Below are 21,887 nucleotides of genomic sequence, written 5' to 3'. Positions count from 1 at the left end.
TTGCTGCTGCGGTGCTGCTGCCTGGGGGCGGGCGACAGGCGGCTCAGTGCGGGATGCCCTCGACGGGAGCCTCGGCGGTGCCGATCGTGGAGCGGGTGATCGACTCGACCTGCTTCTGCGCGAGCGCCGGGTCCTCCACCCAGGTGCGGTAGAAGTCGAAGGGGCACTCGGCTACGCCCTTGTCGCCCTCGCCGGAGGCCAGCACGCCGGTGTAGCCGCGGTGGAGCAGCTTGAAGAGGTGGTTCTGGGACTGCCAGTTGGCGCGGGCGTCGCGGATCTGGCTGAGCGAGAGCTCGGCGTACTGGACGCCCATCTCCTCGGTGCCGCACTCACCGAGGGTGCGGCCGTCGAAGCCGACGACGGAGGAGTGCCCGAAGTAGGAGTACACCCCGTCGAAGCCGGTCGCGTTCGCCACCGCGACGTAGGTGTTGTTCATCCAGGCCATGGCCTTGGCGACCATGATCTGCTGCTCCTTGGCGGGGTACATGTAGCCCTGGCAGCGGACGACGAGCTCGGCGCCCTTGGCGACGCAGTCGCGCCAGATCTCGGGGTAGTTGCCGTCGTCGCAGATGATCAGGCTGACCTTCAGGCCCTTCGGGCCGTCGACGACGTACGTCGTGTCGCCGGGGTACCAGCCCTCGATCGGGGTCCAGGGGAGGATCTTGCGGTAGCGCTGGACGATCTCGCCCCGGTCGTTCATCAGGATGAGCGTGTTGTACGGGTTCTTCCCCGGGTGGCCCTCGTGCTGCTCCCCGGTCAGGGAGAAGACGCCCCAGACGCCCGCCTCGCGGCAGGCCCTCGCGAAGATCTCGGTCTCCAGGCCGGGGATCGTCGTGGCGTTCGCGAACATCTCGTCGCGGTCGTACATGATCCCGTGGGTGCTGTACTCCGGGAAGACGATCAGGTCGAGCCCCGGGAAGCCGGCCTTGATCCCGGTGACCATCGATGCGATCTGCTCACAGTTGGCCCGGATCTCGTCCTGGGTGTGGAGCCTCGGCATCTTGTAGTTGACGACCGCGACCCCCACCGCGTCGCTGCTGCTGCTGATGTCGCCGTGTCTCATCGCCCGCCTCCTGTTTAATTCCAGATGGAAGTAAATCTCAGAGGAAGTATTCGACCCGCGTGACGGGGTGTCAACAGGCAGCCGGGAGGGCGTCAGCGGTGCCCACGGCCCTCACCCGTCGACGGCGGTGATCTGGGCGGTGACGTCGAAGTCCACGCCGGACGCCGCGGCGAGGTAGACCGGCTGCTGCAGGTGGTTGTCGGAGAGGCGTACGCCGCCGCGCGGCGACTGGTAGCGCAGCCGGGTCGCCGTGGCGCCGAGGGGCTCGTCGCCGCGGCGGGACTCGAGCAGCTGGGCGAGCAGGTGGATCCCCTCGTAGCAGGACTCACCGAGACTGGTGCACGCCGGGGCGTAGACGCCGAACCGCTCGCTGATCCGGCCGACGAAGTCGAGGGAGTCGGCGGTAGGGAGCGAGCCGAAGTAGCCTGCCGCGGCGTAGAGACCGCGGGTCGAGCGGGCGCCGATGCCGAGCAGGGCGTTCTCGTCGATGATCGTGCTGAACCGGATCATCCGCCGGTCGAGGCCACGGGCGGCGTACTGCCGGTTGAAGTGGACCATGTCCTGGCCGACCAGGAGCATCAGGACCGCGTCCGGCTCGGTGCGCTCGAGCAGGTCGAGCGCGCTGTCGAACCGCTCGGTGCCGAGCGGGAGGTAGGTCTGGGCGTCGATGCTCCCGCCCAGCTGGCGCACGTAGACATGGGCGGCGCGTGCCGTCAGCCGGGGCCAGACGTAGTCGTTGCCGACGATCGCCCAGCGGTGGGCACCGAGCTCCTGGCGCAGCCACGTCATCGCCGGGAGCAGCTGGCTGTCGGGGGTCTCCCCGGTGACGAAGACGTCGGGGGAGCGCTCACCGCCCTCGTAGACGGCGGTGTAGACGTAGGGCAGGCGTCCGTCGAGCCGGGCGACGATGGCCTGGCGTACGGCGGAGATGTGCCAGCCGACGACCGCGTCCACGGCGCCGGCGGAGGCGAGGGCGTCGACCTCGGCGGCCACGGCATCCGGATGGCGTCCACCGTCGACCTCGACGGCGCGGACGCGGCGGCCGTTGACGCCGGCCACCGCGTTGAGCTCCTCGATCGCGAGCTGGGCCGAGACCTGGCAGGACGGGCCGTAGAGGCCCGCCGGCCCCTGGAACGGCAGGACGAGGGCGAGGGTCAGGTCGTCGCTGCGGGCATCACTCGGTGCGGTCATGGGACCTCCTTCGCGGCCGCGAGCACCACCGGGTCCGCGACCTGTGCGCGAGTGATGAAATATCTTCGTATGGAGGTGTTACCGTTGGGTTTCCAGCGGGTTCCGTTCCCAGGGAGCATCGATGCAGAGATCCGCGGCTGGGCGGCGACCCGCCGGCGCCGACACGACGGCCACGCTCCGGCGACTGCTGCACACCGTCGAGCGGCAGGTCGCCGAGGCGATGAGGATCAACCTCGACCCCGCCGGGCTGTCGGTCGAGGACTGGGCGGTGCTGTCACTGGTCAGCGACGGCAAGGGCCACACGATGGCCGAGGTGATCGACGCTGCAGGGGTGCCGGCGGCGTCGGCGACCCGGCTCGTCGACCGGCTCGTCTCCTCGGCCCTGCTCCACCGGACCCCCGACGCCCAGGACCGCCGGCGCGTGCTCGTCGCCCTCGCTCCGCGCGGTCGGGAGAAGGTCGCCAAGCTCGCCCCCGGGCAGCGGCGGCTCGCCGAGCTCCTCGCATCGCGGCTGGGGGAGGGCGGCATGGACGCCCTGGTGACGGCGCTCACGGACGCGCAGACCGCGCTCGCGCGCGACTGAGCGGCGACGGGCGACCTCCTCGCGTGAGGAGATCATCGGCCTGCCCCGGTCGCAAGCTGTGCAGGCGTGGCGTCGGGCATGGAGTCCCCCTCGGAGGCGGTCTGGCAGGTCGCGACCCACGCTGCCACCGACCACCGACAGTTTCGTACGGCCGTGACACATCCCGGCAACAGACCTCTGGTGCGATGGCCCGGTGACTCCTGACGAGCCGACCCGCCTGCGCGCCCGTGACCACGGCGTCCCCTTCGACGGCACCCCCGGGGCGCACAACGCGATCACCGACGTGCCAGGGGTCGAGGTCGGCTACGCGACGCTGGTCGAGGGCGAGGGTCCGCTCGTCGTGGGGGAGGGCCCGGTCAGGACCGGCGTGACGGCGATCCTCCCGCGCGGCCGGTCGGGCGTGGGCGTCTCGTGCGCCGCGGGCTTCCACTCGCTCAACGGCAACGGCGAGATGACCGGAACCGTCTGGCTGGCTGAGTCGGGCGCACTCTCACTGCCCATCGGCATCACGAACACCCACGCGGTCGGCGCGGTGCACCGCGGCATCCTGTCGTGGTCGATGGACGCGAACCCCGCGCTGCGCAACCGCTGGCACCTGCCGGTCGTGGCCGAGACGTGGGACGGATACCTGAACGACGTCGACGGCGAGCACGTCACCGTCGACCACGCCCGGGCGGCACTCGAGGCGGCGGGCGGCGGACCGATCGCCGAGGGCTCGGTCGGCGGCGGCACCGGGATGAGCTGCTACGGCTTCAAGGGCGGCACGGGCACCTCGTCGCGGCTGGTCGAGGTCGGCGGTACGACGTACACCGTCGGCGTGCTCATGCAGGCGAACTTCGGCGCCCGCGAGGAGCTCACGATCGCAGGGCGCCACCTCGGCCCCCAGCTCGCCGACGACAACCCGATGGCCACCACCGACTGGCTCGCGCCGGCGGGTGCGGGCTCGTGCATCACGGTCGTCGCGACCGACGCGCCGCTGCTGCCGCAGCAGTGCCAGGCGCTCGCCCGCCGGGTCCCGCTGGGTCTGGCGCGCACCGGGACGACCGGCAGCCACTTCTCCGGTGACGTCTTCCTGGCGTTCTCGACCGCCAACCCCGGCGAGCTCGACAGCCTGCTCGTCGAGGACCGTGAGTCAGTGGGCCGCCTCGAGTTCCTGCGCTGGGGCCTGCTCGACCCGCTCTACGCCGCGGTCGTCCAGGCCGTCGAGGAGGCGGTGGTCAACGTCCTCGCCGCGAGCACGACGATGGTCGGCCGCGACGGCCACCGGTCGCCGGGGTTCCCGGTCGACGTGCTGAGGTGGCTATCGCCTCAGTCGTAGCGGATCAGACCGCGGATGGTGCGGTGATCCCGCATGTCGTCGTACCCCTTGTTGATCTCGTCGAGGGAGTACGTGCCGGTGATCAGCTCGTCGAGCAGCAGGTCGCCCTGGCGGTAGAGCTCGAGGAGCCGCGGGATGTCGTAGCGCGGGTTGGCGTTGCCGAAGAGGCAGCCGACCAGCGACTTGCGGAACGCGGTGACCTCGAACATCGGCAGTGTCACGTCGGCGTCGGTGACCGGGCCGAGGGACGTCATCGCGACGGTCCCGAGCTTGCCGACCAGCGAGATCGCGTCGCCGACGACGGTGCCGTTGTTGACGCCCACGGTGATGATGCAGGAGTTCGCCATCCGCCCGCGGGTGACGTCGGCGAGCAGGTCGCGCGCCTCGTCGGCCGAGGCGGCGGTGTGGGTGGCGCCGAAGGTCTTCGCCTGGTCGCGGTTGTAGGCCGACGGGTCGACCGCCACGATGTGCGACGCACCGGCGATCCGGGCCCCCTGGACCGCGTTGGCGCCGACGCCGCCGACCCCGAGGACGACGACCGTGTCGCCGACGGCGACCCGCGCGCCGTACACCGCAGTACCCCAGCCCGTCGTGACGCCGCAGCCGACCAGGGCCGCCTTGTCGAGCGGGATGTCGTCGTCGATCTTCACGACCGAGTCCTGGTTGACCAGCGTGTACGGCGAGAACGTGCCGACCATGCACATCAGCCGGGCGTCCTGCCCGCGGACGTGGTGGCGCGCCGTGCCGTCCTGCTGCAGACCGACCTGGATCCCGGCGCCCTTGTCACACAGGTTCTGGTTGCCGGTCGCGCACGACGCGCAACGCCCGCACGCCGGGATGAAGCTGAGGACCACGTGGTCGCCGGGGGCGAGCCCGTCGACGTCGGGCCCGACCTTCTCGACGACGCCGGCGCCCTCGTGGCCGCCGATGATCGGGAAGGCCTCCATCGGGAGGTCGCCGACCCTCACGTGCTCGTCGGAGTGGCACAGCCCGGAGGCGGCCAGCCTGACGAGCACCTCGCCCTTCTGCGGGTCGTCGAGCTCGAGCTCCTCGACCTGCCAGTCCCCGCCGTACTCCCAGAGCACGGCTGCCTGTGTCCTCATCCCGGCCTCCTTGGCGGGCTCCCGCGCCGTCCGGCGCGTGTGGGTTACTTGAAGACGACCGTCCGCTTCCCGCCGATGATCACGCGGCTCTCGGTGTGCCAGCGGACGGCGCGCGCGAGTGCGATGCACTCGTTGTCCCTGCCGACCTGGGTGACCTGGTCGGCCGTCATGGTGTGGTCAATGCGAGCGACCTCCTGCTCGATGATCGGGCCCTCGTCGAGGTCGGCGGTCACGTAGTGGGCGGTGGCCCCGACCAGCTTCACGCCGCGGTCGCGGGCCTGGTGGTAGGGCCGGGCGCCCTTGAAGGCCGGCAGCATCGAGTGATGGATGTTGATGGCCCGACCCGCCAGCTGCTCGCACAGGCCGTCGGACAGGATCTGCATGTAGCGGGCGAGGACAACGAGGTCGACGTCGTACTTGTCGACCAGGTCGAGCAGCTCCGCCTCCGCCTCCGCCTTCGTCTCGGCGGTCACCGGGATGTGGAAGTACGGGACGTCGTAGCTCTCGGTGAGGTGCTGCATGTCGGGGTGGTTGGAGACGACCGCGACGACGTCGACGTTGAGCCAGCCGCTGTGGGCGCGGAAGAGCAGGTCGTCGAGGCAGTGGCCGTACTTGCTCACCATGATGAGCACCCGCTGCTTCGTGGTGAGCTCGCGGAGGTCCCAGCCCATGCCGAACCGCTCGGCGATGGGCACGAACTCACGGCGTACGCCGTCGAGGTCGAGGATCCCGCCGTCGCAGGCGCTGAACTGCACGCGCATGAAGAACAGTCCCGACGTGCGGGATCCGAACTGCTGGCTCTCGACGATGTTGCAGTCGTGCTCGACGAGGAACTTCGAGATCGCGTAGACGATCCCCACCTCGTCCTCGCAGGAGAAGCGCAGGACGTACTCGGGCGCGGCGTCGGGTACGACGGCGTCGGCTGTGCTCATGGGTCCCTCTCAGGTGCCGAGGGCTGTCCGGTGCGGGTGGTGTCCCGCACCGGACAGCCCGGATGTGTCCTCAGGCGCCGCCCGGGTGGCGGACGGCGCCGATCGATGCCGTCAGGCGCGGCCGGCCGTGCGCCAGCCGTCGTGGTAGTCCTTGCGGACGACCTGCGAGTAGGGGACCGGGCTGACGACGGCCCGGACCTCGAGCTGCTTGTGGGGCTGGACGGTGGTCTTCTTGCTGCCGCCGTCCGGCTCGCCCCACAGGACCTTGACCTCGGTGCCGATCTCGACGCCCGGCTCGATGGTGGCCAGCGACAGCGCCTTGCGCTCGTTGGCGCTGTAGCCGGTGAACATCGAGAACCCGATGTGGGAGCCGTCCGGGCCGAGCACGGCGTCGTAGTTCGACGAGCCGTAGTTGGCGTTCGGCAGGTCGAAGAACTGGAAGTCCTCGCCCTCCGGCTCGAACATCGAGGCGAAGACCTTGGAGACGTCCTCGGAGTTCCAGGCGAGGGTGACCTTGGTCCTCTGCTCCTCGGGCTTGATCTGCTTGAGGGCGTCGGCGCCGATGAAGTCGTGGTCGAACTTCACGAAGTTGCCGTAGCCGAGCTCCCACGGGTTGAGGTAGTAGTCCTCGATGTTGTCGGAGACGTACGACCCGGCGAGCGCGTTGACCGCCTCGTACGAGTTGGCCGCCAGCCACTCGCGGTAGGGCCGGAGCTCCTCGCCGGTGTAGATCGCTGGCAGCGGGGAGGGGATCCAGCCCGACTCGAGGGTGTTGGAGGAGTACGCCCGCGAGCCGACCGGCTCGAGGCCGAACTCGGCACCCGCGTCGAGGATCGTCTCGCGGACCTTCTCGTAGGTGTCGTACGGGCCCCACAGCTCGAGGCCGGGGGCGCCGGCCATGCCGTGGCGGAGCGTGCGGACCTTGTCGCCGGCGAGCTCCATGTGGTCCATGTGGAAGAACTTCACCTCGGGCAGCGGCCCGCCGTTCAGCTTCTCGATCACCGCCCACGCGTTGGGACCCTGGATCTGGAACCGCCAGTACTTGCGGCTGACCGCGTGGCCGTACGGGCGCGAGGGGGAGCGGTCGTCGTAGGTCACCTCGACGTCGTAGCCGCCGGTCTCGGCGTTGTACTGCAGCCAGTTGGCGCCCGGGCTGCGACCGACGTAGACGAACTGGTCGTCCTCCTCGTGGAAGAGGATGCCGTCGCCGATCACGTGGCCGGCCGGGGTCGTCGGCACGAACTGCTTCGCGCGGTTGACCGGGAAGTTGGCCATGCTGTTGATGCCCGTGTCCGAGAGCACCTTCAGCGCGTCGGGGCCCTTGAGGAACAGGTTGACCATGTGGTGCGACTGGTCGTACAGCACCGCCGTCTCGCGCCAGGCCCGCTGCTCGCGGCGCCAGTTGGTGAACTCCGCGGGGACCACGGGGTAGATGTAGGCCCCGATCTGCGAGTTGCGCAGGTGCTCGACGATGTTGCCTGACTCGTCGAGGACGTCCTGCAGATTCCGTGCGTTCATTGCTTCCTTTACCTTTCAGGTGGATGCTGTCCGACCGTGCCGTCGGCTCGGGCCTCGGTCGAGCCTCAGCCGAGGCCGTCGAGCAGCTTGCGCCGCCAGGCCTCGGTCCCTTCCACGTCGTTGAACGTGAAGATGTGGAAGCCCCGGAGTCGTGTGTCGGGCTCGGCGAGGTGGGGCCTGAGGCCTCGGATGAGCTTGTTGGGGCTATAGCCGCCCGGGGTGAAGAACTTCCAGAGCATGCCCTGCTGCTTCTTGAGGAAGCGGGCGGAGTCGCCGAGGCCGATCTTCCCGGTCACCCGCATCAGCTTCTGGCGCGAGACGGCACCGGGCATGCCGACGCGGATCGGCAGGTCGATGCCGCGGCTGCGGACCTGGCGCGACCAGGCCACCGTCGTACGCGCGTCGAAGCAGACCTGCGTGGCGATGTGGTGGGCGTAGCGCGCCTTCTCCTCGAGCGCGCGCCACAGCGCCTCGTCGGGGATGCCGGCGTGGCCCTCGGGGTAGCCGCCGACGCCGATGTCGACGAAGTGGTGGCCCATCTCGTCGAGGCCGCGGAGAACGTCGAGCGCGTCGTAGAACTCGCCGGCCTGGTCGGCGTCGCCGCCGACCACGAACAACGACGAGATGCCAGCGCCGGCGCACCGGTCGACGAGGTCCTTGAGCTCCGCGCGGTCGGTCAGCATGCGGGCCGACAGGTGCGGTGCGACGGTGTAGCCGTGCCTCGTGAGCCGCTCGGCGAGGTCGACGGTGTCGCTGAGCGTCTTGCCGGGAGAGGCGGTGACGGTGAGGCGGGTGGTCGCCGGCACGTTGGTGACGACCTTCTCCTCGGTGCCCTTGAACGGCATGACCTCGTAGGTGAGGTGGGTGAGGATGCTGCGCAGCACCTGGTCGGGGGTGCCGTGGTCGACGGCCCAGCCTGTCGCCATGCGCTGCTCCTCGGGTGCTCGGGCCTCGTCCGTGGTCATGTGCTCCCTGGCTCTCGTGCGGTCGTCGATGCGGTCGTGGTCGGTGTCGTCGCGTGCGGTCGGTCTGCCGTGGCGACGCGGAGACCCGAGGCGCCGCCCACCTGGGGATGGCCGTGGCGGCGTGGCCCCGGGTTCCTCCAAGGCTCGCCGGGGCCGGGACGCCGGAGAAGGGCGCTTCCCGTGTGACGGAAGGACTCTGCGGCGCCCGCGTGCCGGTGCCCGTGGCAGCCGGCGTACGGAAGAGGCTCAGGGCGTGGCGCGGCGGGTCACCACGACGACGTACCTGCAGTGGTGGCCGGTGTCGTTCGCGAAGACCCGCGGGCGGGGCGTGCCGAGCTCGAAGGTGTCGCCGCCCTCGAGAAGATGGGTGTCTGCGCCGTCGACGAGGGTGAGCGTGCCGTGGAGCACCCAGACCAGCTGGGCGATGAACGCGTACGCCGCGGCGGGATAGGGGACGCGCGTGCCCGGCGGCAGCAGCACCTCGGTGACGTCGACCGGGAAGGTGGGGGTCGAGACCTGGCGGCGCAGGTAGCCGGTCTCCGGGTCGCGCCACTCGGGGACGTCCTCGTCGCGGCGTACGCCCCCGGGTGCGGGCTCGACAGGCTCGGAGACGGCGCCGGCACTGAGCAGGGCCGAGACGCTGAGCTCGAGCGCGGCCGACAGCTTGCCCAGGACCGCGGCGGTCGGGCTGCTCTCGCCGCGCTCGATCCGGCTGATCATCGCCCGTGAGACGCCGGAGGCGTCGGCCAGGTCGGCGAGCGACCAGCCCCGCCGGGCACGCTCCTCGCGGAGGCGCTGGCCGAGGACCGCACCGCTGTCTACGATATTGGACATGGATCCACTATATGAGCCGGTCCGGGTTCGCGCGGCCGACGAGCGGGACGTCGAGGCGATCCGCGCGATCCGCAACGACGCGATCGAGCACTCGACCGCCGTGTGGTCCTCGCAGACGGTGACCGCGGAGGAGTGCCGGGACTGGGCGACCGAGCACCTCGCACGCGGTGCGCTGCTGGTCGCCGAGGTCGACGGCGAGGTCGTCGGGTACGCGTCGTGGGCGAGGTGGCGACCGAAGGAGGGCTACCGGTTCTCGGCCGAGGACTCCGTCTACGTGCTCGCCGGGCACCAGGGCAACGGCGTCGGGCGGGCCCTGCTGGAGGCGCTGATCGCTGCCGCGCGCGAGGGCGGCTGCCACGTGCTGGTCGCGGACATCGAGGCCGGCAACACCGCCTCCATCGGGCTCCACGAGTCGCTCGGGTTCGAGCGGGTCGGCACGCTGCGCGAGGTCGGCACGAAGTTCGGTCGCTGGCTCGACCTCACGATCCTGCAGCTCCGGCTCTGACCGTCCCGAGCAGCCGGTCGCTCAGTCGCGGCGGCCGAAGAGCCAGTCTCCGGCGGCCAGCGCGGTGCGGCGTACGACGACGAGGTAGGTGGCGATCGCGAGGTAGCCGGCGTCACGCAGGACGTGCTCGAGGTAGTGCGGGTCGCTCACCTCGCCGCCACCGCCGAAGCATCCGCAGTCGATGTTGAGCCCGCGCGCCCAGGCCGACGTGATCCCGACGAGGAACGAGCAGAGCCCGAGCGCCAGCAGGACCGCCACGGACCTGGTGAAGAGCCCGAGCGCGAGCGCGATGCCGAGGACGAGCTCCGCGACCGGCAGCGCCGTGGCGTACGACGACGCCCACTGCCAGGGGAGGAGCTGGTAGGCGCGTACGGCGGCCTCGGTCCCGTCGGGGTGGGGGAGCTTGTCGAGGCCGGCCTTGATGAAGGTGTAGCCGAGGTAGAGCCGCCCCGCGAGCCCGACCCAGGCCAGCACGGTCGGGGCGAGGGACCGCACGGTGGAGGGCTGCCTGGTGTCGACGTGAGTGGTCATCGGGTCACCGCCGAGTGGGCCGGGAGGGCGGTCGCCTGGTCGGTCCCGTCGTCGCTGTCGAGCACGACCCACGACGTACGCGCGCAGCCGAGGACGACCACCACAGCGACGAGCGCGTAGCCGCCCCACAGCACCGCTGCGGGCGGCGGCTCGGTGCGGGTGCGCAGCTCGTGGCGGACGTACCAGTGACCCACGAGGAGCACGGCGAGGGACGCGGCGCACAGGCCGACGACGTACCAGACCTCCGTCACGTCCCAAGACTGACACAGCGGAACGAGGACGTGGGCGGCCGGTCGGAATCCTCAGCGGACCCTCAGGCGACGGGCTTCACCGTGAGCCGCAGGTAGTCGGTGACCGGCCAGCGCTTGACGACCTCGCGCTGGGGGAGTGGTGCGACGCTCAGCGCCTGGTCCCTGTCGACGAAGGCGGGCGCGGTCGCCGTGTAGGTCGTGCCCTTCCATACGAGCGTGCCGCCTCCGGCAGCGCGCAGGTTGCGGACCCAGTCGACCTCCCGGCCGAAGGGGAGTCCGAGGTAGACGGCGTCCTGCGTCGAGCCGATGATGGCGACCGGGGTCTCGTACGCCGTCCCGGACCGGCGGCCGCGGTGCTTCACCAGCGCCCAGACCGGCAGGACCCGACGGCCGGCGACGGTGGCCGCGACCTTGTTGAACCTGTTGACGGCCCTCGGCGGCCGCCGGTGTGTGGTGGTCATGCCTCCACCATCCGCCGCCCGCGCAGAGACCGGGCTGACATTCGTCACTGTCGATCCGGGGGCCGCTCGTCCGTCATGATCACGACAGAGCCGAACTCCAGCGAGGAGCTTCCGATGATCGTCACCGAGCCGCAGGTGATCCTGTTCGTGGCCGACTGCGAGCGGTCCGCCCGCTTCTACGAGTCGTTCGGGTTCAAGGAGGCGTTCCGCACCTCCGCCGAGGCCCCGGTCAAGATCGAGATGGCGCTCGGCGGGTTCGGCCTCGGGCTCGCCCTGCCGGGCCCGGCGGCCGAGAGCCACGGCCTCGACCCGGTCGCCTCCGGGCATCGTGCGTGCCTGACCTTCTGGACCGACGACGTCGAGGCGGCGTACGCCGAGGCGCTCGCCGCCGGCGCGACCGACCACGCCGGTCCGCACCCGTTCCTCGACGGTCGGCTGCGGGTCGCCTTCGTCGAGGACCCGGACGGCCACCCGATCCAGCTCGTCGAGAGGGTCCAGCAGGCCGGCTGAGCGGCGCCTACGCCAGATCGCGTACGACGGCGCCGCGCAAGAGCGGACGCGGCCGGCCGTCCGTCGGACGAGCGTGGAGCCCATGGACACCACACAGACACTCCCGTTCCGCTTCGGCGTAGTCGCGATGCAGCCGCCGCCCGGACAGGCGTGGCCGGCGTTCGTGCAGGAGGTCGAGGGCCTCGGCTACGACTCCCTCGTGATGCCGGACAACGTCGCGCAAGGTCTGGCTGTCTTCCCGGCACTGGCGGCCGCCGCGACGGCGACCACCCGGCTGCGGCTCGGCACCTACGTGCTCGCCAACGACCTCCGTCACCCGGTCGAGGCGGCCAAGGAGGCCTTCGCGGTGGCGCTGCTCTCCGACGGACGGTTCGAGCTCGGTCTCGGCGCCGGCCGGCCCGCCTCGGACCGCGACAACGCGATGCTCGGGCTGCCGTTCGACAGCCCCGGCACCCGGGTCTCCCGGCTCGCCGAGTCGATCGGGCTGATCAAGCGGCTGCTGGCCGGGGAGACCGTCACCGAGGCGGGGGAGCACTACACCGTCACCGAGGCGTCGGTCGTGCCGTACGGCGTCGAGCCCCCGCGCGTGCCGCTGCTCGTCGCCGCCGGGGCTCCCCGGATGCTGCGGCTCGCGGGCGCCGAGGCCGACACCGTCGCGCTGGCGCTGCAGCCGGACGCCGACGAGGCGGCCTTCGCCGCGCGGGTCGCGCAGGTCCGCGCCCCGGCGGACGGCCGGCCGGTCGAGATCAACGTCAACCTGATGGCGGTCGGCGACGTCGTACCCCGCCACCTCGCCGGCCAGCTCGACCCCGCCGCTCTCTCGGCGGCAGGCGCCGTGCCCGTCGTGACGGGGTCGCCAGAGGAGATGGCCGAGCAGCTGCGCGTACGCCGCGAGCGCCTCGGGATCTCCTACGTCCTCGTCGGCCAGGAGCTCATGTACGCCTTCGCGCCGGTCCTGCCGCAGCTCGCGGGGGAGTAGAGCCGGACCTAGCGGGAGCCCGCGGCCTCGAGGACGGCGCTGATCGGGTCCAGGTCGGCGACGAGCCGCTCCAGCTCGTCGGCGTCCAGGCTGGCGTACGCCGGTGCAGCGAGATCGTCGGTGAGCGACTCGATCCGCTCCTTGGTCTTCCGACCGGCGTCGGTGAACCACCCGCAAGCGTCGACGAGACCGCGGTCGCGCAGGCCGTCGAGCACCTCCGCAAGCCGCTCGGCGGGGAGGTGGTGGACGCGGCCGAAGCTCACGGCCGGGATGCCGAGCGAGAGGGCGTGGAGCATGTGGGCCTCGGTCCCGCCGATGTCTTCGGTGACCACGGCTGCGACATGGCCGTCGCCGCGGTGCTCGCGCAGCAGCGTGGCGGCGTGCCACAGCCGTGCCACCGGCTCGTCGGGCACGGGAAGGCCACGGAGGGCGGCGTACAGGACGCGTCCCTCGACCGGCGCGCTCGTCGCGGCCGTGGTGGCGAGATCGGCGGCACTGGCGAGACCGGGGGAGTCGGCGAGGTCGCCGAGGATCCGCCTCAGCGCGGCGACGCTGCCCTCCTGGCGGGCCGCGAGCGCCGCCTCGGGGGTGGTGATGGTCCAGACCCGGGGGATGTGACGGGCCACCTCGCCGTCGGCGAAGTTGTAGAAGGCCGCATCGACCACCTCGGCCGGGACGACGCCGAGCGGAGCGGCCCGGCCTGCGAAGTAGCCGTCCCAGTAGTTCCGCATCCCGAGCGCGACGAGCGCTGCGGTGGGCTCAGCGGAGAGGTAGGTCACCAGATGGATCGGCTCCACCAGCTGGTGCATGCGGCGCGCGATGTCGTGTCCGTGGGCCGGAGGCTGCATGTCCGAGGATCTCCTGTGGTCGGGGCCGCCTCTCATGGGCGGCCGCTCACTCCTACGACGAACCGACCTGCTCCGATCCGACACCTCGGTGCTGCCGGCGGGCCGTCGCTGTCATGACCGGTAGGGTCCCGGCATGTCGGACCCGACACCAGCGACGGAGGACAGCGTCGACGAGGTGCGCGACGGAGGGGTGCGCGACGGCGTGTTCCCGTCGCCCGAGTTCCGCTGGTTCTTCGCGGGGGAGACCGTCTCGTCGTTCGGGTCCTACGTGACGCTGCTGGCGTTGCAGACCCTCGTCGTGGTGACCCTCGACGGCACGGCCCAGCAGGTCGGGTGGCTCAACAGCAGCCGATGGCTGCCGTACCTGGTGCTCGGCCTCGTCGTCGGGGCCTGGGTCGACCGCTGGCCGCGCCGTCCGGTCATGGTCGGCAGCGACCTGCTCCGCGCGGCGCTCCTGTGCGCGATCCCGGTCGCCTGGTGGACCGGCGTACTCACGCTGGCGCTGCTGCTGGCGGTGGTCGTCGTGTTCGGTGCCGTCTCCGTGGTCAACGACGCTGCTTCGCAGTCGTTCGTTCCCCGCCTGGTCCCGCGGCGTCATCTGCAGCCGGCGCACGCCCGTCTCGACGCCGGTGACGCCGTCGCCCAGACGAGCGGGCCGGCGCTCGCTGGCGGTCTGGTCACCCTCGTCGGCGCCCCTGCCGCGGTGCTGGTCGATGCGGCGACGTACGTGTTCTCCGCGGGCGTCGTGGCCGCGCTCCCTGTCGCCGAGCCCCCGCGTGCCCGCCCGGAGGGGGAGCGGCCCCATCTTGGAAGCGAGGTGGCCCAGGGGCTCCGGTGGGTGTACCGCGACTCCGGGCTGACCCGGCTGGCGGTCTCGACGCATGTCTGGTTCGCCGGCCAGGCCGCGGTCGGCGTGGTCGTGGCGCCGTACGCGCTGCTCGTGCTCGGCCTCAGTCCCTTCCAGCTGGGCGTCGCTGCGGCGCTGGCCGGGGTGGGCGCGGTGCTCGGCGCGCTCGTGACCGGCAGGGTGGGCAGGTGGCTGGGGACAGGGGGAGCGATCGTCTGCGCCCACCTGCTCTCGGCGGCCGGGGCGCTGACGATGGCGGCTGCGGGCCTGGTTCGCGACGCGGAGGACTGGCTCGTGGTCGGGGTGCTCGGCGCCGGCCACCTGCTCCACGGCATCGGGATGGGCGTGAGCAACTCCCACGAGATGAGCTACCGCCAGCTGCTGACACCCGACCGGCTCCAGGCCCGGACGAACATCACCATGCGGTCGCTCAACCGCGCCGTGGTGGTCGTCGGTGCGCCGGTCGCGGGTCTGCTCGTCGGTCTGGAAGGCAGCGGGTCGACGTTGGTCATGGCGGCTGTGGTCTTCGCGGTGTCCGCGGCGATCCTGCTGTTGTCACCGCTGCGCTCGGACCGCTCGACGGTCGATTCCGGACACTCCGCGCATGAAGGATCCCGAGGATGAAGAACTACATACTCTTCGACCACGACGGCGTGCTGGTGGACACCGAGCCCTGGTACTACAAGGCCGGAGAACGCGCCCTGGCGGAGATCGGTTTCGTCCTGGACGAGGAGGAGTACCTCCGTGACATGAGCCAGGGAAGGGGCACCTGGGCCCAGGCGAGGGCGGCAGGGATCGATGAACAGTCCATCGGCAGACTGCGCGAGGTCCGCAACGACTACTACCAGGACTACCTCAGGACAGAGGCCATTGAGATCGACGGCGTCGTGGACGCGCTCGCGGAGCTGTCGACCTACGTCCGCATGGCCATCGTGACGACGGCGAGGCGCGTGGACTTCGAGCTCATCCACCAGAAGCGTCGGATCAGGCAGTTCATGGAGTTCGTCCTCGTCCGCGAGGACTACAGGCTCGCGAAGCCACATCCGGAGCCGTACCTGACCGGCCTGAGGCGATTCGGGGCCTCCAAGGAAGAGGCGCTGGTCGTCGAGGATTCGGCCAGAGGGCTGAAGTCGGCCGTGGCGGCCGGTATCGACTGTGCCGTCGTCCGCAACGACTTCACGAGCGCCCAGGACTTCTCACAGGCCAGCCATCGGATCAAGACCCTGGCTGAGCTGAAGCGCATCGTCCTCGATGCGACCTGACTGATCACAGGAGCCTGGTCTACGGCACCGGAAAGTCCTGCGGGGGTCCTTCGCCGGTGGAGCCGTCGACCGCCTCGCGCAGAAGATCGGCGTGGCCGGTATGGCGGGCGTACTCCTCGATCATGTCGGCCAGCAACCGACGCAGGCTCATCCCGGAGTGGGTCGGCTGATCGAGGTCACCGCCGGACAGGGCCTCGGCCAGCGAGGCTCTGGAGCGGTGCACCGCGTCGGCCCACAGTGAGCGAAGGGCTGGTGGGGCGTCGTCGGCCGCCGTGCGCCATGCCCAGTCGTCCCAGTCGGTCTCGAGGTCGAGCCCGTCGAACGGTGCCATGACCGGCCGGCCCGCCAGGCGGTGCTGGAAGTAGAGCTCCTCGACCCAGGCCAGGTGCTTGAGCAGGCCGCCCAGGGTCACCGACGAGGGAGCGAGTCGCAGCGTCATGCCCTCCGCGTCGATGCCGGCGCACTTCCAGGCGAACGTGCGCCGGTTGCGCTCCAGGGTGATCAGGGCGGTGTCGATCTCGTCGCCGTGGAGGAACCGCTCGACGTCCCACTCCGGCGGCTTGCCGGCGGTGAAGCCCGGGGCAGTCCTCACGACCTGCCCCCGTGGTGGATGACCGGAACGAGGGGGAGTGTGGCAACCATGCGGGCCACGCTAGGCGCGGTTCCGGACGAATCCCGTCCGGGACCAGTGTTTTCCGGGGTCAGCCCTCGCCAACTCCAGATCGAATACCGTGAGCGGCATGGCCAGCGAGTCGTCGTACACCGTCGCGCCCCTCAGTCCCGAGACCTGGCCCGCCTTCGATGCGCTGGTGCAGCGGCACAACGGCATCTTCGGGGGCTGCTGGTGCATCTGGTTCCACCCTGACGGGCCCGAGCGCGGCCAGGGCGCCGAGGCCAACCGAGCGCTCAAGAAGGCGTACGTCGAGCAGGGCAAGGCGCACGCCGCCCTGGTGATGGACGGCGACGAGGCGATCGCGTGGGCGGAGTACGGCACCCCGGTCGAGCTGCCGTCGATCCACCACCGCAAGGAGTACGACGCCACCAAGACCGCGGATCCCGACTACCGCATCACCTGTGTCTTCGTGGACAAGCGCCATCGACGGCGAGGCGTGACCGAGCTCGCGATCACCGGTGCGCTCGACATGATCGCCCGGGCCGGCGGGGGACGGGTCGAGAGCTATCCCCACGACCTGACCGACCAGACCAAGAAGATGTCGTCGTCGTTCCTCTACAACGGCACCCGTCGACTCTACGAGCGGCTCGGCTTCACCTACGACCGGCCCAAAGGGCTGAAGAACTGCGTCATGGTGAAGACGGTCGATCCTGCGTGAGGCTGTGGACGGGCTGCGTATCAAGTCCGTCCGTATCTGGCCCACGCCTTACACCGCGGCACGCGGCCTACCCGGAGGAGGACGACTTTGTGATCGCGGCATTGCCCGTGGGGTAGTGGCATCAGCCTGACGCTCGGTCCTGACAGGGTGCAGTAGTTGACATAATGTCGCTTATCGGCGATACGCAGGCGGGATCACTGACCCGGAGATGTCACGCGCTACAGACCAGCGCGGCGCGTACGCCTCACCCAGCCGACGTGGCCCGGTCCAGGTCTGCGCCCTTCAGCCAGTCCCGTAGGAGCCGCTCGAGGTCGGCGCGATCCGACGACGACAGCGGCGCCAGCACGCCCTCGTCAGCGGCCAGCACGTCGGCGAAGATCTCGTCGAGCCGCGTCGAGCCGCGAGCCGTCAGCTCGACGTGGACCGTCCGGCGGTCTGGCTCCTCACGGACCCGCCGGACGAACCCGGCCTCCTCGAGGCGCACGACGCGCTGGGTCGTCGCCCCGGCCGTCACGCGGCAGCGTCGGGTGAGCTCGCCGGCGGTGAGACGGTACGGCGGTCCGGCACGGCGCAGCGTGCCGAGCACGTCCAGCGCGCTCTGGTCCAGGTCGTACGCGGCCAGCGCCTCGTGACGCGCCGCCTGCAGTGCGGCGGCCAGCCGCCAGATCGGCGTCACGACCCGGATCGACGAGACGTCGACCCCGGGCCGCTCACGCGCCCAGGCCTCGACGATCCGGTCGACCTCGTCCCCTCTCCCCTCGTCTTCCATGCAGACATTTTAGCGCTAAAGTGTCCTCATGACCCACGCCAACACACGCACCGCCGTCGTCACAGGCGGCGGCACCGGGCTCGGCAGAGCGATCGCCCGCAGGCTCGCCACCGACGGGTTCGACGTCCTTGTCGTCGGCCGCCGGGCGGAGGTCCTCGAGGAGACGGCGGCGGCGGTCAACGCCGAGCTCGGCGACGCTCCCCTGTCGGCGCTCGCGGCTGACTGCGCCGACCCCGACGACGTACGCCGCCTGGCGGATGCCTGCTCGGACGGCCTGGACGTGCTCGTGCTCAACGCCGGCGGCAACACCAGCGCGACCGGCACCGACCTCGAGGCGACCGAGCGTGACTGGACGGCCGACTTCCGGCTCAACGTGCTCACCGCCGTGCTCCCGACCGAGGCCCTTCTCCCCCACCTGCGCCGCCCCGGCGGCCGGATCGTCGCGATGAGCTCGGTGGCGGCGCTGCGCGGCAGCGGGTCGTACGGCGCGATGAAGGGGGCGCTCAACAGCTGGGTGACCGGCCTCGCCGCCGAGCTCGCGCCGGACGGGATCGCGGTCAACGCGGTGGCGCCGGGCTTCATCCCCGAGACCGGGTTCTGGGACTCCCGGCGGACGCCGGAGCTCGTCGCCCAGAGGATCGCCCGCATCCCGATGGGCCGCTCTGGCACGCCCGAGGAGGTCGCCGGGCTGGTCGCCCACCTCGCCTCGCCCGAGGGTGGCTTCACCACCGGCCAGGTGATCGGCATCCACGGCGGCACGATCCTCGCCCGGCTGTGAGCCGGTTGGTGAGCCCGCTGATGAGAGAGCAGGCTCAGGTCCTGCTCATGATCGACACCCAGTAGCGGCCGTTGTCGTCCTGGATGTAGGAGACCAGGACCGTCCCCGAGCCGTCGCAGAGGTCGTACTCCTTGTCGAGGTTCTCGTACTCGTGGTACTTCACCCGGCCGATGGCCTCGAAGATCAGCTCGACGTCGAGCAGGTACATGTCGTTGTGCGTCTGGTGGTAGTCGTAGGCCTGGTCCCACTCCTCGTCGCTGACGCACCCCGGCGTGTCCGGCCACCACCAGTCGGGCAGCCAGTCGGGCGGGTGACCGGTGGTCGACGTCGGCGACACCGTGGCGGCGGAGGCCACCCCCGGTCCCAGCAGCACGAGCGCGACGACGAGGCCGGCGGCGCCGGCGGCCTTCGTGGCGGCGTTCAGAATCGATCGCATGGCGACCTCCCGAGACATCCGAACGGATGAGGCGACGCTAGCACTGCCCGCTCGACCCGGTCAGCCTCCGACGTACGCCGCGAGGTGCCGGCCGGTCAGCGTCGAACGGTCCTCGACGAGCTGGGCCGGCGTGCCCTCGAACACGACCCGCCCGCCGTCGTGCCCGGCTCCCGGGCCGAGGTCGATGATCCAGTCGGCGTGCGCCATGACTGCCTGGTGGTGCTCGATGACGATGACCGACTTGCCGGCGTCGACGAGGCGGTCGAGCAGCCGCAGCAGATTCTCGACGTCGGCGAGATGCAGCCCGGAGGTCGGCTCGTCGAGGACGTACGTGCCGCCCTTCTCCGCCATGTGCATGGCCAGCCGCAGCCGCTGCCGCTCGCCGCCGGAGAGGGTGTTGAGCGGCTGGCCGAGCCGCAGGTAGCCCAGCCCGACCTCCTCCATCCGGCCGAGGATCGCGGCGGCCGCCGGGGTCCTCGCCTCGCCCGCGGCGAAGAGCTCGTTCGCCTGCGCGGCCGGCAGGTCGAGCACCTCGGCGATGTTGAGCCCGCCCAGGCGCAGCTCCAGCACGGCGGCCTGGAACCGCTTGCCGCCGCAGTCCTCGCACACCGTCGCGACGGTCTCCATGAAGCCGAGCTCGGTGTAGATCATCCCGTTGCCGTTGCACGTCGGGCAGGCGCCCTCGGAGTTCGCGCTGAACAGCGCCGGCTTGACGCCGTTGGCCTTCGCGAACGCCTTGCGGACCGGCTCGAGGAGTCCGGTGTACGTCGCCGGGTTGCTGCGCCGGGAGCCCTTGATCGCCGACTGGTCGACCGCCACGACGTCGGCGCCGGCCGGGAGCGAGCCGTGGATGAGCGAGGACTTCCCGGAGCCCGCGACGCCGGTGACGACGCAGAGCACGCCGAGCGGCACGTCGACGTCGACGTCCCGCAGGTTGTTGGCGTTCGCGCCGCGGATCTCCAGCCTGCCGGTGGGTGTGCGGACTGAGTCCTTCAGCGCGGCCCGGTAGGAGAGATGGCGGCCGGTGAGCGTGTTGGAGGCACGCAGGCCGTCGTACGTCCCCTCGAAGCAGACCGTGCCGCCGTCGGTGCCGGCGCCCGGTCCGAGGTCGACGACGTGGTCGGCGATCGCGATGGTCTCCGGCTTGTGCTCGACGACGAGGACGGTGTTGCCCTTGTCGCGCAGGTCGAGGAGCAGCCGGTTCATCCGCTCGATGTCGTGCGGGTGCAGCCCCACCGTCGGCTCATCGAAGACGTAGGTGACGTCGGTCAGCGCCGACCCGAGGTGGCGGATCATCCTGGTCCTCTGCGCCTCCCCTCCCGAGAGCGAGCCCGACGGCCGGTCGAGCGCGAGGTAGCCGAGGCCGATCTCCACGAACGAGTCGAACAGGTGCAGCAGGTTGCGGACCAGCGGGGCCACGCCGGGCTCGTCGATCCCCCGGATCCACTCCGCCGCGTCGGTGATCTGCATCGCGCAGACGTCGGCGATGCTCAGACCCCTGATCGTCGAGGACCGGGCCGACTCGTTGAGCCGGGTGCCGTCGCAGGCCGGGCACGCCGTGAAGACCGCCGCCCGCTCCACGAACGCCCGGATGTGCGGCTGAAGCGAGTCCGGGTCCTTGCTGAACATCGACTTCCGGATCTTCGGGATCAGGCCCTCGTAGGTGACGTTGATCTTGTCGACCTTGACCTTGCGCGGCTCGGCGTACAGCAGGTCCTCGCGCTGCTCGGGCGTGAGGTCCCTGACGGGTACGCCGGCGGGGATGACGGCCTTGAACGCCGCCACCATCCAGCCGTCGGCGGTGTAGCCGGGCACCAGGATCGCGCCCTCGACGAGCGACTTCGACTCGTCGACGATCTGGGTCAGGTCCAGGTCGGAGACCGTGCCCCTGCCCTCGCACCGGGCGCACATGCCGCCGAGGTAGACCGCCTGCCGGACCACCCTCTTCTCGCCGGTCTCGGAGGTCATCACGCCGCTCGCCTTCCGCGTCGGGACGTTGAAGGAGAAGGCGGTCGGCGGCCCGACGTACGGCGTGCCGAGCCGGCTGAACAGCACGCGGAGCATGGCGTTGGCGTCCGTGACCGTGCCGACGGTCGAGCGGGCGTTGGCGCCGAGCCGCTCCTGGTCCACGGTGATGGCCGTGGTGATCCCCTCGAGCACGTCGACCTCGGGGCGCGCCAGCGTCGGCATCATGCCCTGCACGAAGGTCGAGTAGGTCTCGTTGATCAGCCGCTGCGACTCCGCCGCGATGGTCGCGTGGACCAGGGAGCTCTTGCCGGATCCGGAGACGCCGGTGAAGACCGTCAGCCGGCGCTTGGGCAGCTCGACGCTGACGTCCTTCAGGTTGTTCTGGCGAGCGCCCTGGACGCGGATCAGGTCATGGCTGTCGGCCACGGGGGTCTCCTGGCGGGGTGGCTGGTGGACGTAGCCGGGGTGGCACATCGGTGGGTCTCACCCCGCCTGCTTGATCCGGATCAGGTTGCCGGCGGGGTCGCGGAACGCACAGTCGCGGATGCCGTACGGCTGGTCGACCGGCTCCTGGACGACCTCGGCGCCGGCGGCCTGGACGGCGTCGAAGGTCGCGTCGAGGTCCTTCGCCGCCAGCAGCAGCCACCCGTAGGTGCCCTTGGCCATCATCTCGGTGATCGTCCGGCGCTCGTCGTCGGTGATCCCCGGGTCGGCGGCCGGTGGGCCGAGCAGGATGCAGGTCTCGGGCTGGCCCACGGGTCCGACGGTGATCCAGCGCATCGTGCCCCTGCCGACGTCGGTGCGGACCTCGAAGCCGAGGATGTCGCGGTAGAAGGCGACCGAGGCGTCCGGGTCGACGTGCGGGAGGGCGACCGTGTCGATGGTGATGTCCATGGCGATCAAC

The 21,887-nt window shown here is 70.9% G+C and carries 25 protein-coding genes; 9 read left to right on the top strand and 16 right to left on the bottom strand.

What is annotated here, in order from left to right:
• Nucleotides 1-43: 43 nt before the first annotated feature.
• Both ABLE53_RS14610 and ABLE53_RS14605 read right to left on the bottom strand, forming a co-directional pair.
• Nucleotides 44-1,063, bottom strand: a complete 1,020-nt coding sequence (locus ABLE53_RS14610; protein WP_348859699.1) for an aliphatic amidase — start codon at nt 1,061-1,063, stop codon at nt 44-46.
• Between the two features lie 111 nt (nt 1,064-1,174).
• Nucleotides 1,175-2,254 (bottom strand): substrate-binding domain-containing protein, encoded by a 1,080-nt coding sequence (locus ABLE53_RS14605; protein WP_348859698.1) that lies wholly within the window; start codon nt 2,252-2,254, stop codon nt 1,175-1,177.
• A 121-nt stretch (nt 2,255-2,375) separates the two neighbouring features.
• Here ABLE53_RS14605 and ABLE53_RS14600 point away from each other — a divergent pair, with 121 nt between their 5' ends.
• A complete protein-coding gene (locus ABLE53_RS14600) occupies nt 2,376-2,837 on the top strand; it encodes a MarR family winged helix-turn-helix transcriptional regulator (protein ID WP_348859697.1) in 462 nt (153 codons plus the stop codon).
• Nucleotides 2,838-3,030: 193 nt separating this feature from the next.
• Nucleotides 3,031-4,155, top strand: a complete 1,125-nt coding sequence (locus ABLE53_RS14595) for a DmpA family aminopeptidase (RefSeq protein WP_348859696.1) — start codon at nt 3,031-3,033, stop codon at nt 4,153-4,155.
• Here the strand turns inward: ABLE53_RS14595 and ABLE53_RS14590 are convergent.
• The 5 genes from ABLE53_RS14590 to ABLE53_RS14570 all read right to left on the bottom strand — a co-directional run bounded on the left by ABLE53_RS14590 (nt 4,146) and on the right by ABLE53_RS14570 (nt 9,507).
• On the bottom strand, nt 4,146-5,258 hold the full coding sequence (locus tag ABLE53_RS14590) for an NDMA-dependent alcohol dehydrogenase (RefSeq protein WP_348859695.1): 1,113 nt from the start codon (nt 5,256-5,258) through the stop codon (nt 4,146-4,148). The genes ABLE53_RS14595 and ABLE53_RS14590 overlap by 10 nt on opposite strands.
• Nucleotides 5,259-5,302: 44 nt before the next feature.
• Nucleotides 5,303-6,190, bottom strand: coding sequence for a formyltetrahydrofolate deformylase (gene purU, locus ABLE53_RS14585; RefSeq protein WP_348859694.1), 888 nt, complete (start codon nt 6,188-6,190; stop codon nt 5,303-5,305).
• Between the two features lie 111 nt (nt 6,191-6,301).
• Nucleotides 6,302-7,708, bottom strand: a complete 1,407-nt coding sequence (ligM, locus tag ABLE53_RS14580; protein ID WP_348859693.1) for a vanillate/3-O-methylgallate O-demethylase — start codon at nt 7,706-7,708, stop codon at nt 6,302-6,304.
• Between the two features lie 65 nt (nt 7,709-7,773).
• Nucleotides 7,774-8,634 carry a methylenetetrahydrofolate reductase gene (locus ABLE53_RS14575; RefSeq protein ID WP_348859692.1) on the bottom strand — a complete coding sequence of 287 codons (861 nt, stop codon included), beginning with the start codon at nt 8,632-8,634 and terminating at the stop codon, nt 7,774-7,776.
• Nucleotides 8,635-8,919: 285 nt separating this feature from the next.
• Nucleotides 8,920-9,507, bottom strand: a complete 588-nt coding sequence (locus ABLE53_RS14570; protein ID WP_348859690.1) for a helix-turn-helix domain-containing protein — start codon at nt 9,505-9,507, stop codon at nt 8,920-8,922.
• Between ABLE53_RS14570 and ABLE53_RS14565 the strand changes: the two genes are divergently transcribed.
• Complete coding sequence (locus tag ABLE53_RS14565; RefSeq protein WP_348859689.1) at nt 9,506-10,012, top strand: GNAT family N-acetyltransferase; 507 nt, start codon at nt 9,506-9,508, stop codon at nt 10,010-10,012. The two genes, ABLE53_RS14570 and ABLE53_RS14565, sit on opposite strands and share 2 nt — an antisense overlap.
• 21 nt (nt 10,013-10,033) lie before the next feature.
• On the opposite strand, the gene ABLE53_RS14560 is transcribed toward ABLE53_RS14565, so the two are convergent.
• The 3 genes from ABLE53_RS14560 to ABLE53_RS14550 all read right to left on the bottom strand — a co-directional run bounded on the left by ABLE53_RS14560 (nt 10,034) and on the right by ABLE53_RS14550 (nt 11,255).
• Nucleotides 10,034-10,543 (bottom strand): DoxX family protein, encoded by a 510-nt coding sequence (locus tag ABLE53_RS14560; RefSeq protein WP_348859687.1) that lies wholly within the window; start codon nt 10,541-10,543, stop codon nt 10,034-10,036.
• Nucleotides 10,540-10,794: a hypothetical protein gene (locus ABLE53_RS14555; protein WP_348859686.1), complete on the bottom strand. Its 255-nt coding sequence runs from the start codon at nt 10,792-10,794 to the stop codon at nt 10,540-10,542. The genes ABLE53_RS14560 and ABLE53_RS14555 overlap by 4 nt, the downstream gene beginning before the upstream one ends.
• A 62-nt stretch (nt 10,795-10,856) precedes the next feature.
• Nucleotides 10,857-11,255 carry a nitroreductase family deazaflavin-dependent oxidoreductase gene (locus tag ABLE53_RS14550; RefSeq protein WP_348859685.1) on the bottom strand — a complete coding sequence of 133 codons (399 nt, stop codon included), beginning with the start codon at nt 11,253-11,255 and terminating at the stop codon, nt 10,857-10,859.
• A 114-nt stretch (nt 11,256-11,369) separates the two neighbouring features.
• On the opposite strand from ABLE53_RS14550, the gene ABLE53_RS14545 reads away from it, so the two are divergent.
• Both ABLE53_RS14545 and ABLE53_RS14540 read left to right on the top strand, forming a co-directional pair.
• Nucleotides 11,370-11,765, top strand: a complete 396-nt coding sequence (locus ABLE53_RS14545; RefSeq protein ID WP_348859684.1) for a VOC family protein — start codon at nt 11,370-11,372, stop codon at nt 11,763-11,765.
• 82 nt (nt 11,766-11,847) lie between these two features.
• A complete protein-coding gene (locus ABLE53_RS14540) occupies nt 11,848-12,744 on the top strand; it encodes a TIGR03621 family F420-dependent LLM class oxidoreductase (RefSeq protein WP_348859683.1) in 897 nt (298 codons plus the stop codon).
• An 8-nt stretch (nt 12,745-12,752) separates the two neighbouring features.
• Here ABLE53_RS14540 and ABLE53_RS14535 read toward each other — a convergent pair whose 3' ends face one another.
• Nucleotides 12,753-13,592 (bottom strand): SCO6745 family protein, encoded by an 840-nt coding sequence (locus tag ABLE53_RS14535; protein WP_348859682.1) that lies wholly within the window; start codon nt 13,590-13,592, stop codon nt 12,753-12,755.
• Nucleotides 13,593-13,725: 133 nt separating this feature from the next.
• Here ABLE53_RS14535 and ABLE53_RS14530 point away from each other — a divergent pair, with 133 nt between their 5' ends.
• A complete protein-coding gene (locus tag ABLE53_RS14530; protein ID WP_348859681.1) occupies nt 13,726-15,063 on the top strand; it encodes an MFS transporter in 1,338 nt (445 codons plus the stop codon).
• A complete protein-coding gene (locus tag ABLE53_RS14525; protein ID WP_348859680.1) occupies nt 15,060-15,701 on the top strand; it encodes an HAD family hydrolase in 642 nt (213 codons plus the stop codon). The genes ABLE53_RS14530 and ABLE53_RS14525 overlap by 4 nt, the downstream gene beginning before the upstream one ends.
• 19 nt (nt 15,702-15,720) lie before the next feature.
• Here ABLE53_RS14525 and ABLE53_RS14520 read toward each other — a convergent pair whose 3' ends face one another.
• On the bottom strand, nt 15,721-16,293 hold the full coding sequence (locus tag ABLE53_RS14520; RefSeq protein WP_348859679.1) for a mycothiol transferase: 573 nt from the start codon (nt 16,291-16,293) through the stop codon (nt 15,721-15,723).
• Between the two features lie 148 nt (nt 16,294-16,441).
• On the opposite strand from ABLE53_RS14520, the gene ABLE53_RS14515 reads away from it, so the two are divergent.
• Complete coding sequence (locus ABLE53_RS14515; RefSeq protein ID WP_348859677.1) at nt 16,442-17,032, top strand: GNAT family N-acetyltransferase; 591 nt, start codon at nt 16,442-16,444, stop codon at nt 17,030-17,032.
• Between the two features lie 244 nt (nt 17,033-17,276).
• On the opposite strand, the gene ABLE53_RS14510 is transcribed toward ABLE53_RS14515, so the two are convergent.
• On the bottom strand, nt 17,277-17,801 hold the full coding sequence (locus ABLE53_RS14510; protein ID WP_348859676.1) for a MarR family winged helix-turn-helix transcriptional regulator: 525 nt from the start codon (nt 17,799-17,801) through the stop codon (nt 17,277-17,279).
• A 28-nt stretch (nt 17,802-17,829) separates the two neighbouring features.
• On the opposite strand from ABLE53_RS14510, the gene ABLE53_RS14505 reads away from it, so the two are divergent.
• On the top strand, nt 17,830-18,579 hold the full coding sequence (locus ABLE53_RS14505) for an SDR family NAD(P)-dependent oxidoreductase (protein ID WP_348859675.1): 750 nt from the start codon (nt 17,830-17,832) through the stop codon (nt 18,577-18,579).
• A 34-nt stretch (nt 18,580-18,613) separates the two neighbouring features.
• On the opposite strand, the gene ABLE53_RS14500 is transcribed toward ABLE53_RS14505, so the two are convergent.
• Genes ABLE53_RS14500 through ABLE53_RS14490 form a run of 3 tightly spaced genes read right to left on the bottom strand, consistent with a single transcriptional unit; the run spans nt 18,614 to nt 21,877 of the window.
• Nucleotides 18,614-19,015 carry a hypothetical protein gene (locus tag ABLE53_RS14500; protein WP_348859674.1) on the bottom strand — a complete coding sequence of 134 codons (402 nt, stop codon included), beginning with the start codon at nt 19,013-19,015 and terminating at the stop codon, nt 18,614-18,616.
• Nucleotides 19,016-19,075: 60 nt separating this feature from the next.
• Nucleotides 19,076-21,457 (bottom strand): ATP-binding cassette domain-containing protein, encoded by a 2,382-nt coding sequence (locus ABLE53_RS14495; RefSeq protein WP_425474877.1) that lies wholly within the window; start codon nt 21,455-21,457, stop codon nt 19,076-19,078.
• A 9-nt stretch (nt 21,458-21,466) separates the two neighbouring features.
• Nucleotides 21,467-21,877, bottom strand: coding sequence for a VOC family protein (locus ABLE53_RS14490; protein ID WP_348859672.1), 411 nt, complete (start codon nt 21,875-21,877; stop codon nt 21,467-21,469).
• Nucleotides 21,878-21,887: the final 10 nt, after the last annotated feature.

The sequence above is a fragment of the Nocardioides asiaticus genome, from assembly GCF_040049175.1.
In the GTDB taxonomy this organism is placed as follows: domain Bacteria; phylum Actinomycetota; class Actinomycetes; order Propionibacteriales; family Nocardioidaceae; genus Nocardioides; species Nocardioides cheoyonin.
Note: the sequence above shows the minus strand (reverse complement) of the source record. Positions and strands in the feature narration are given on the sequence as shown.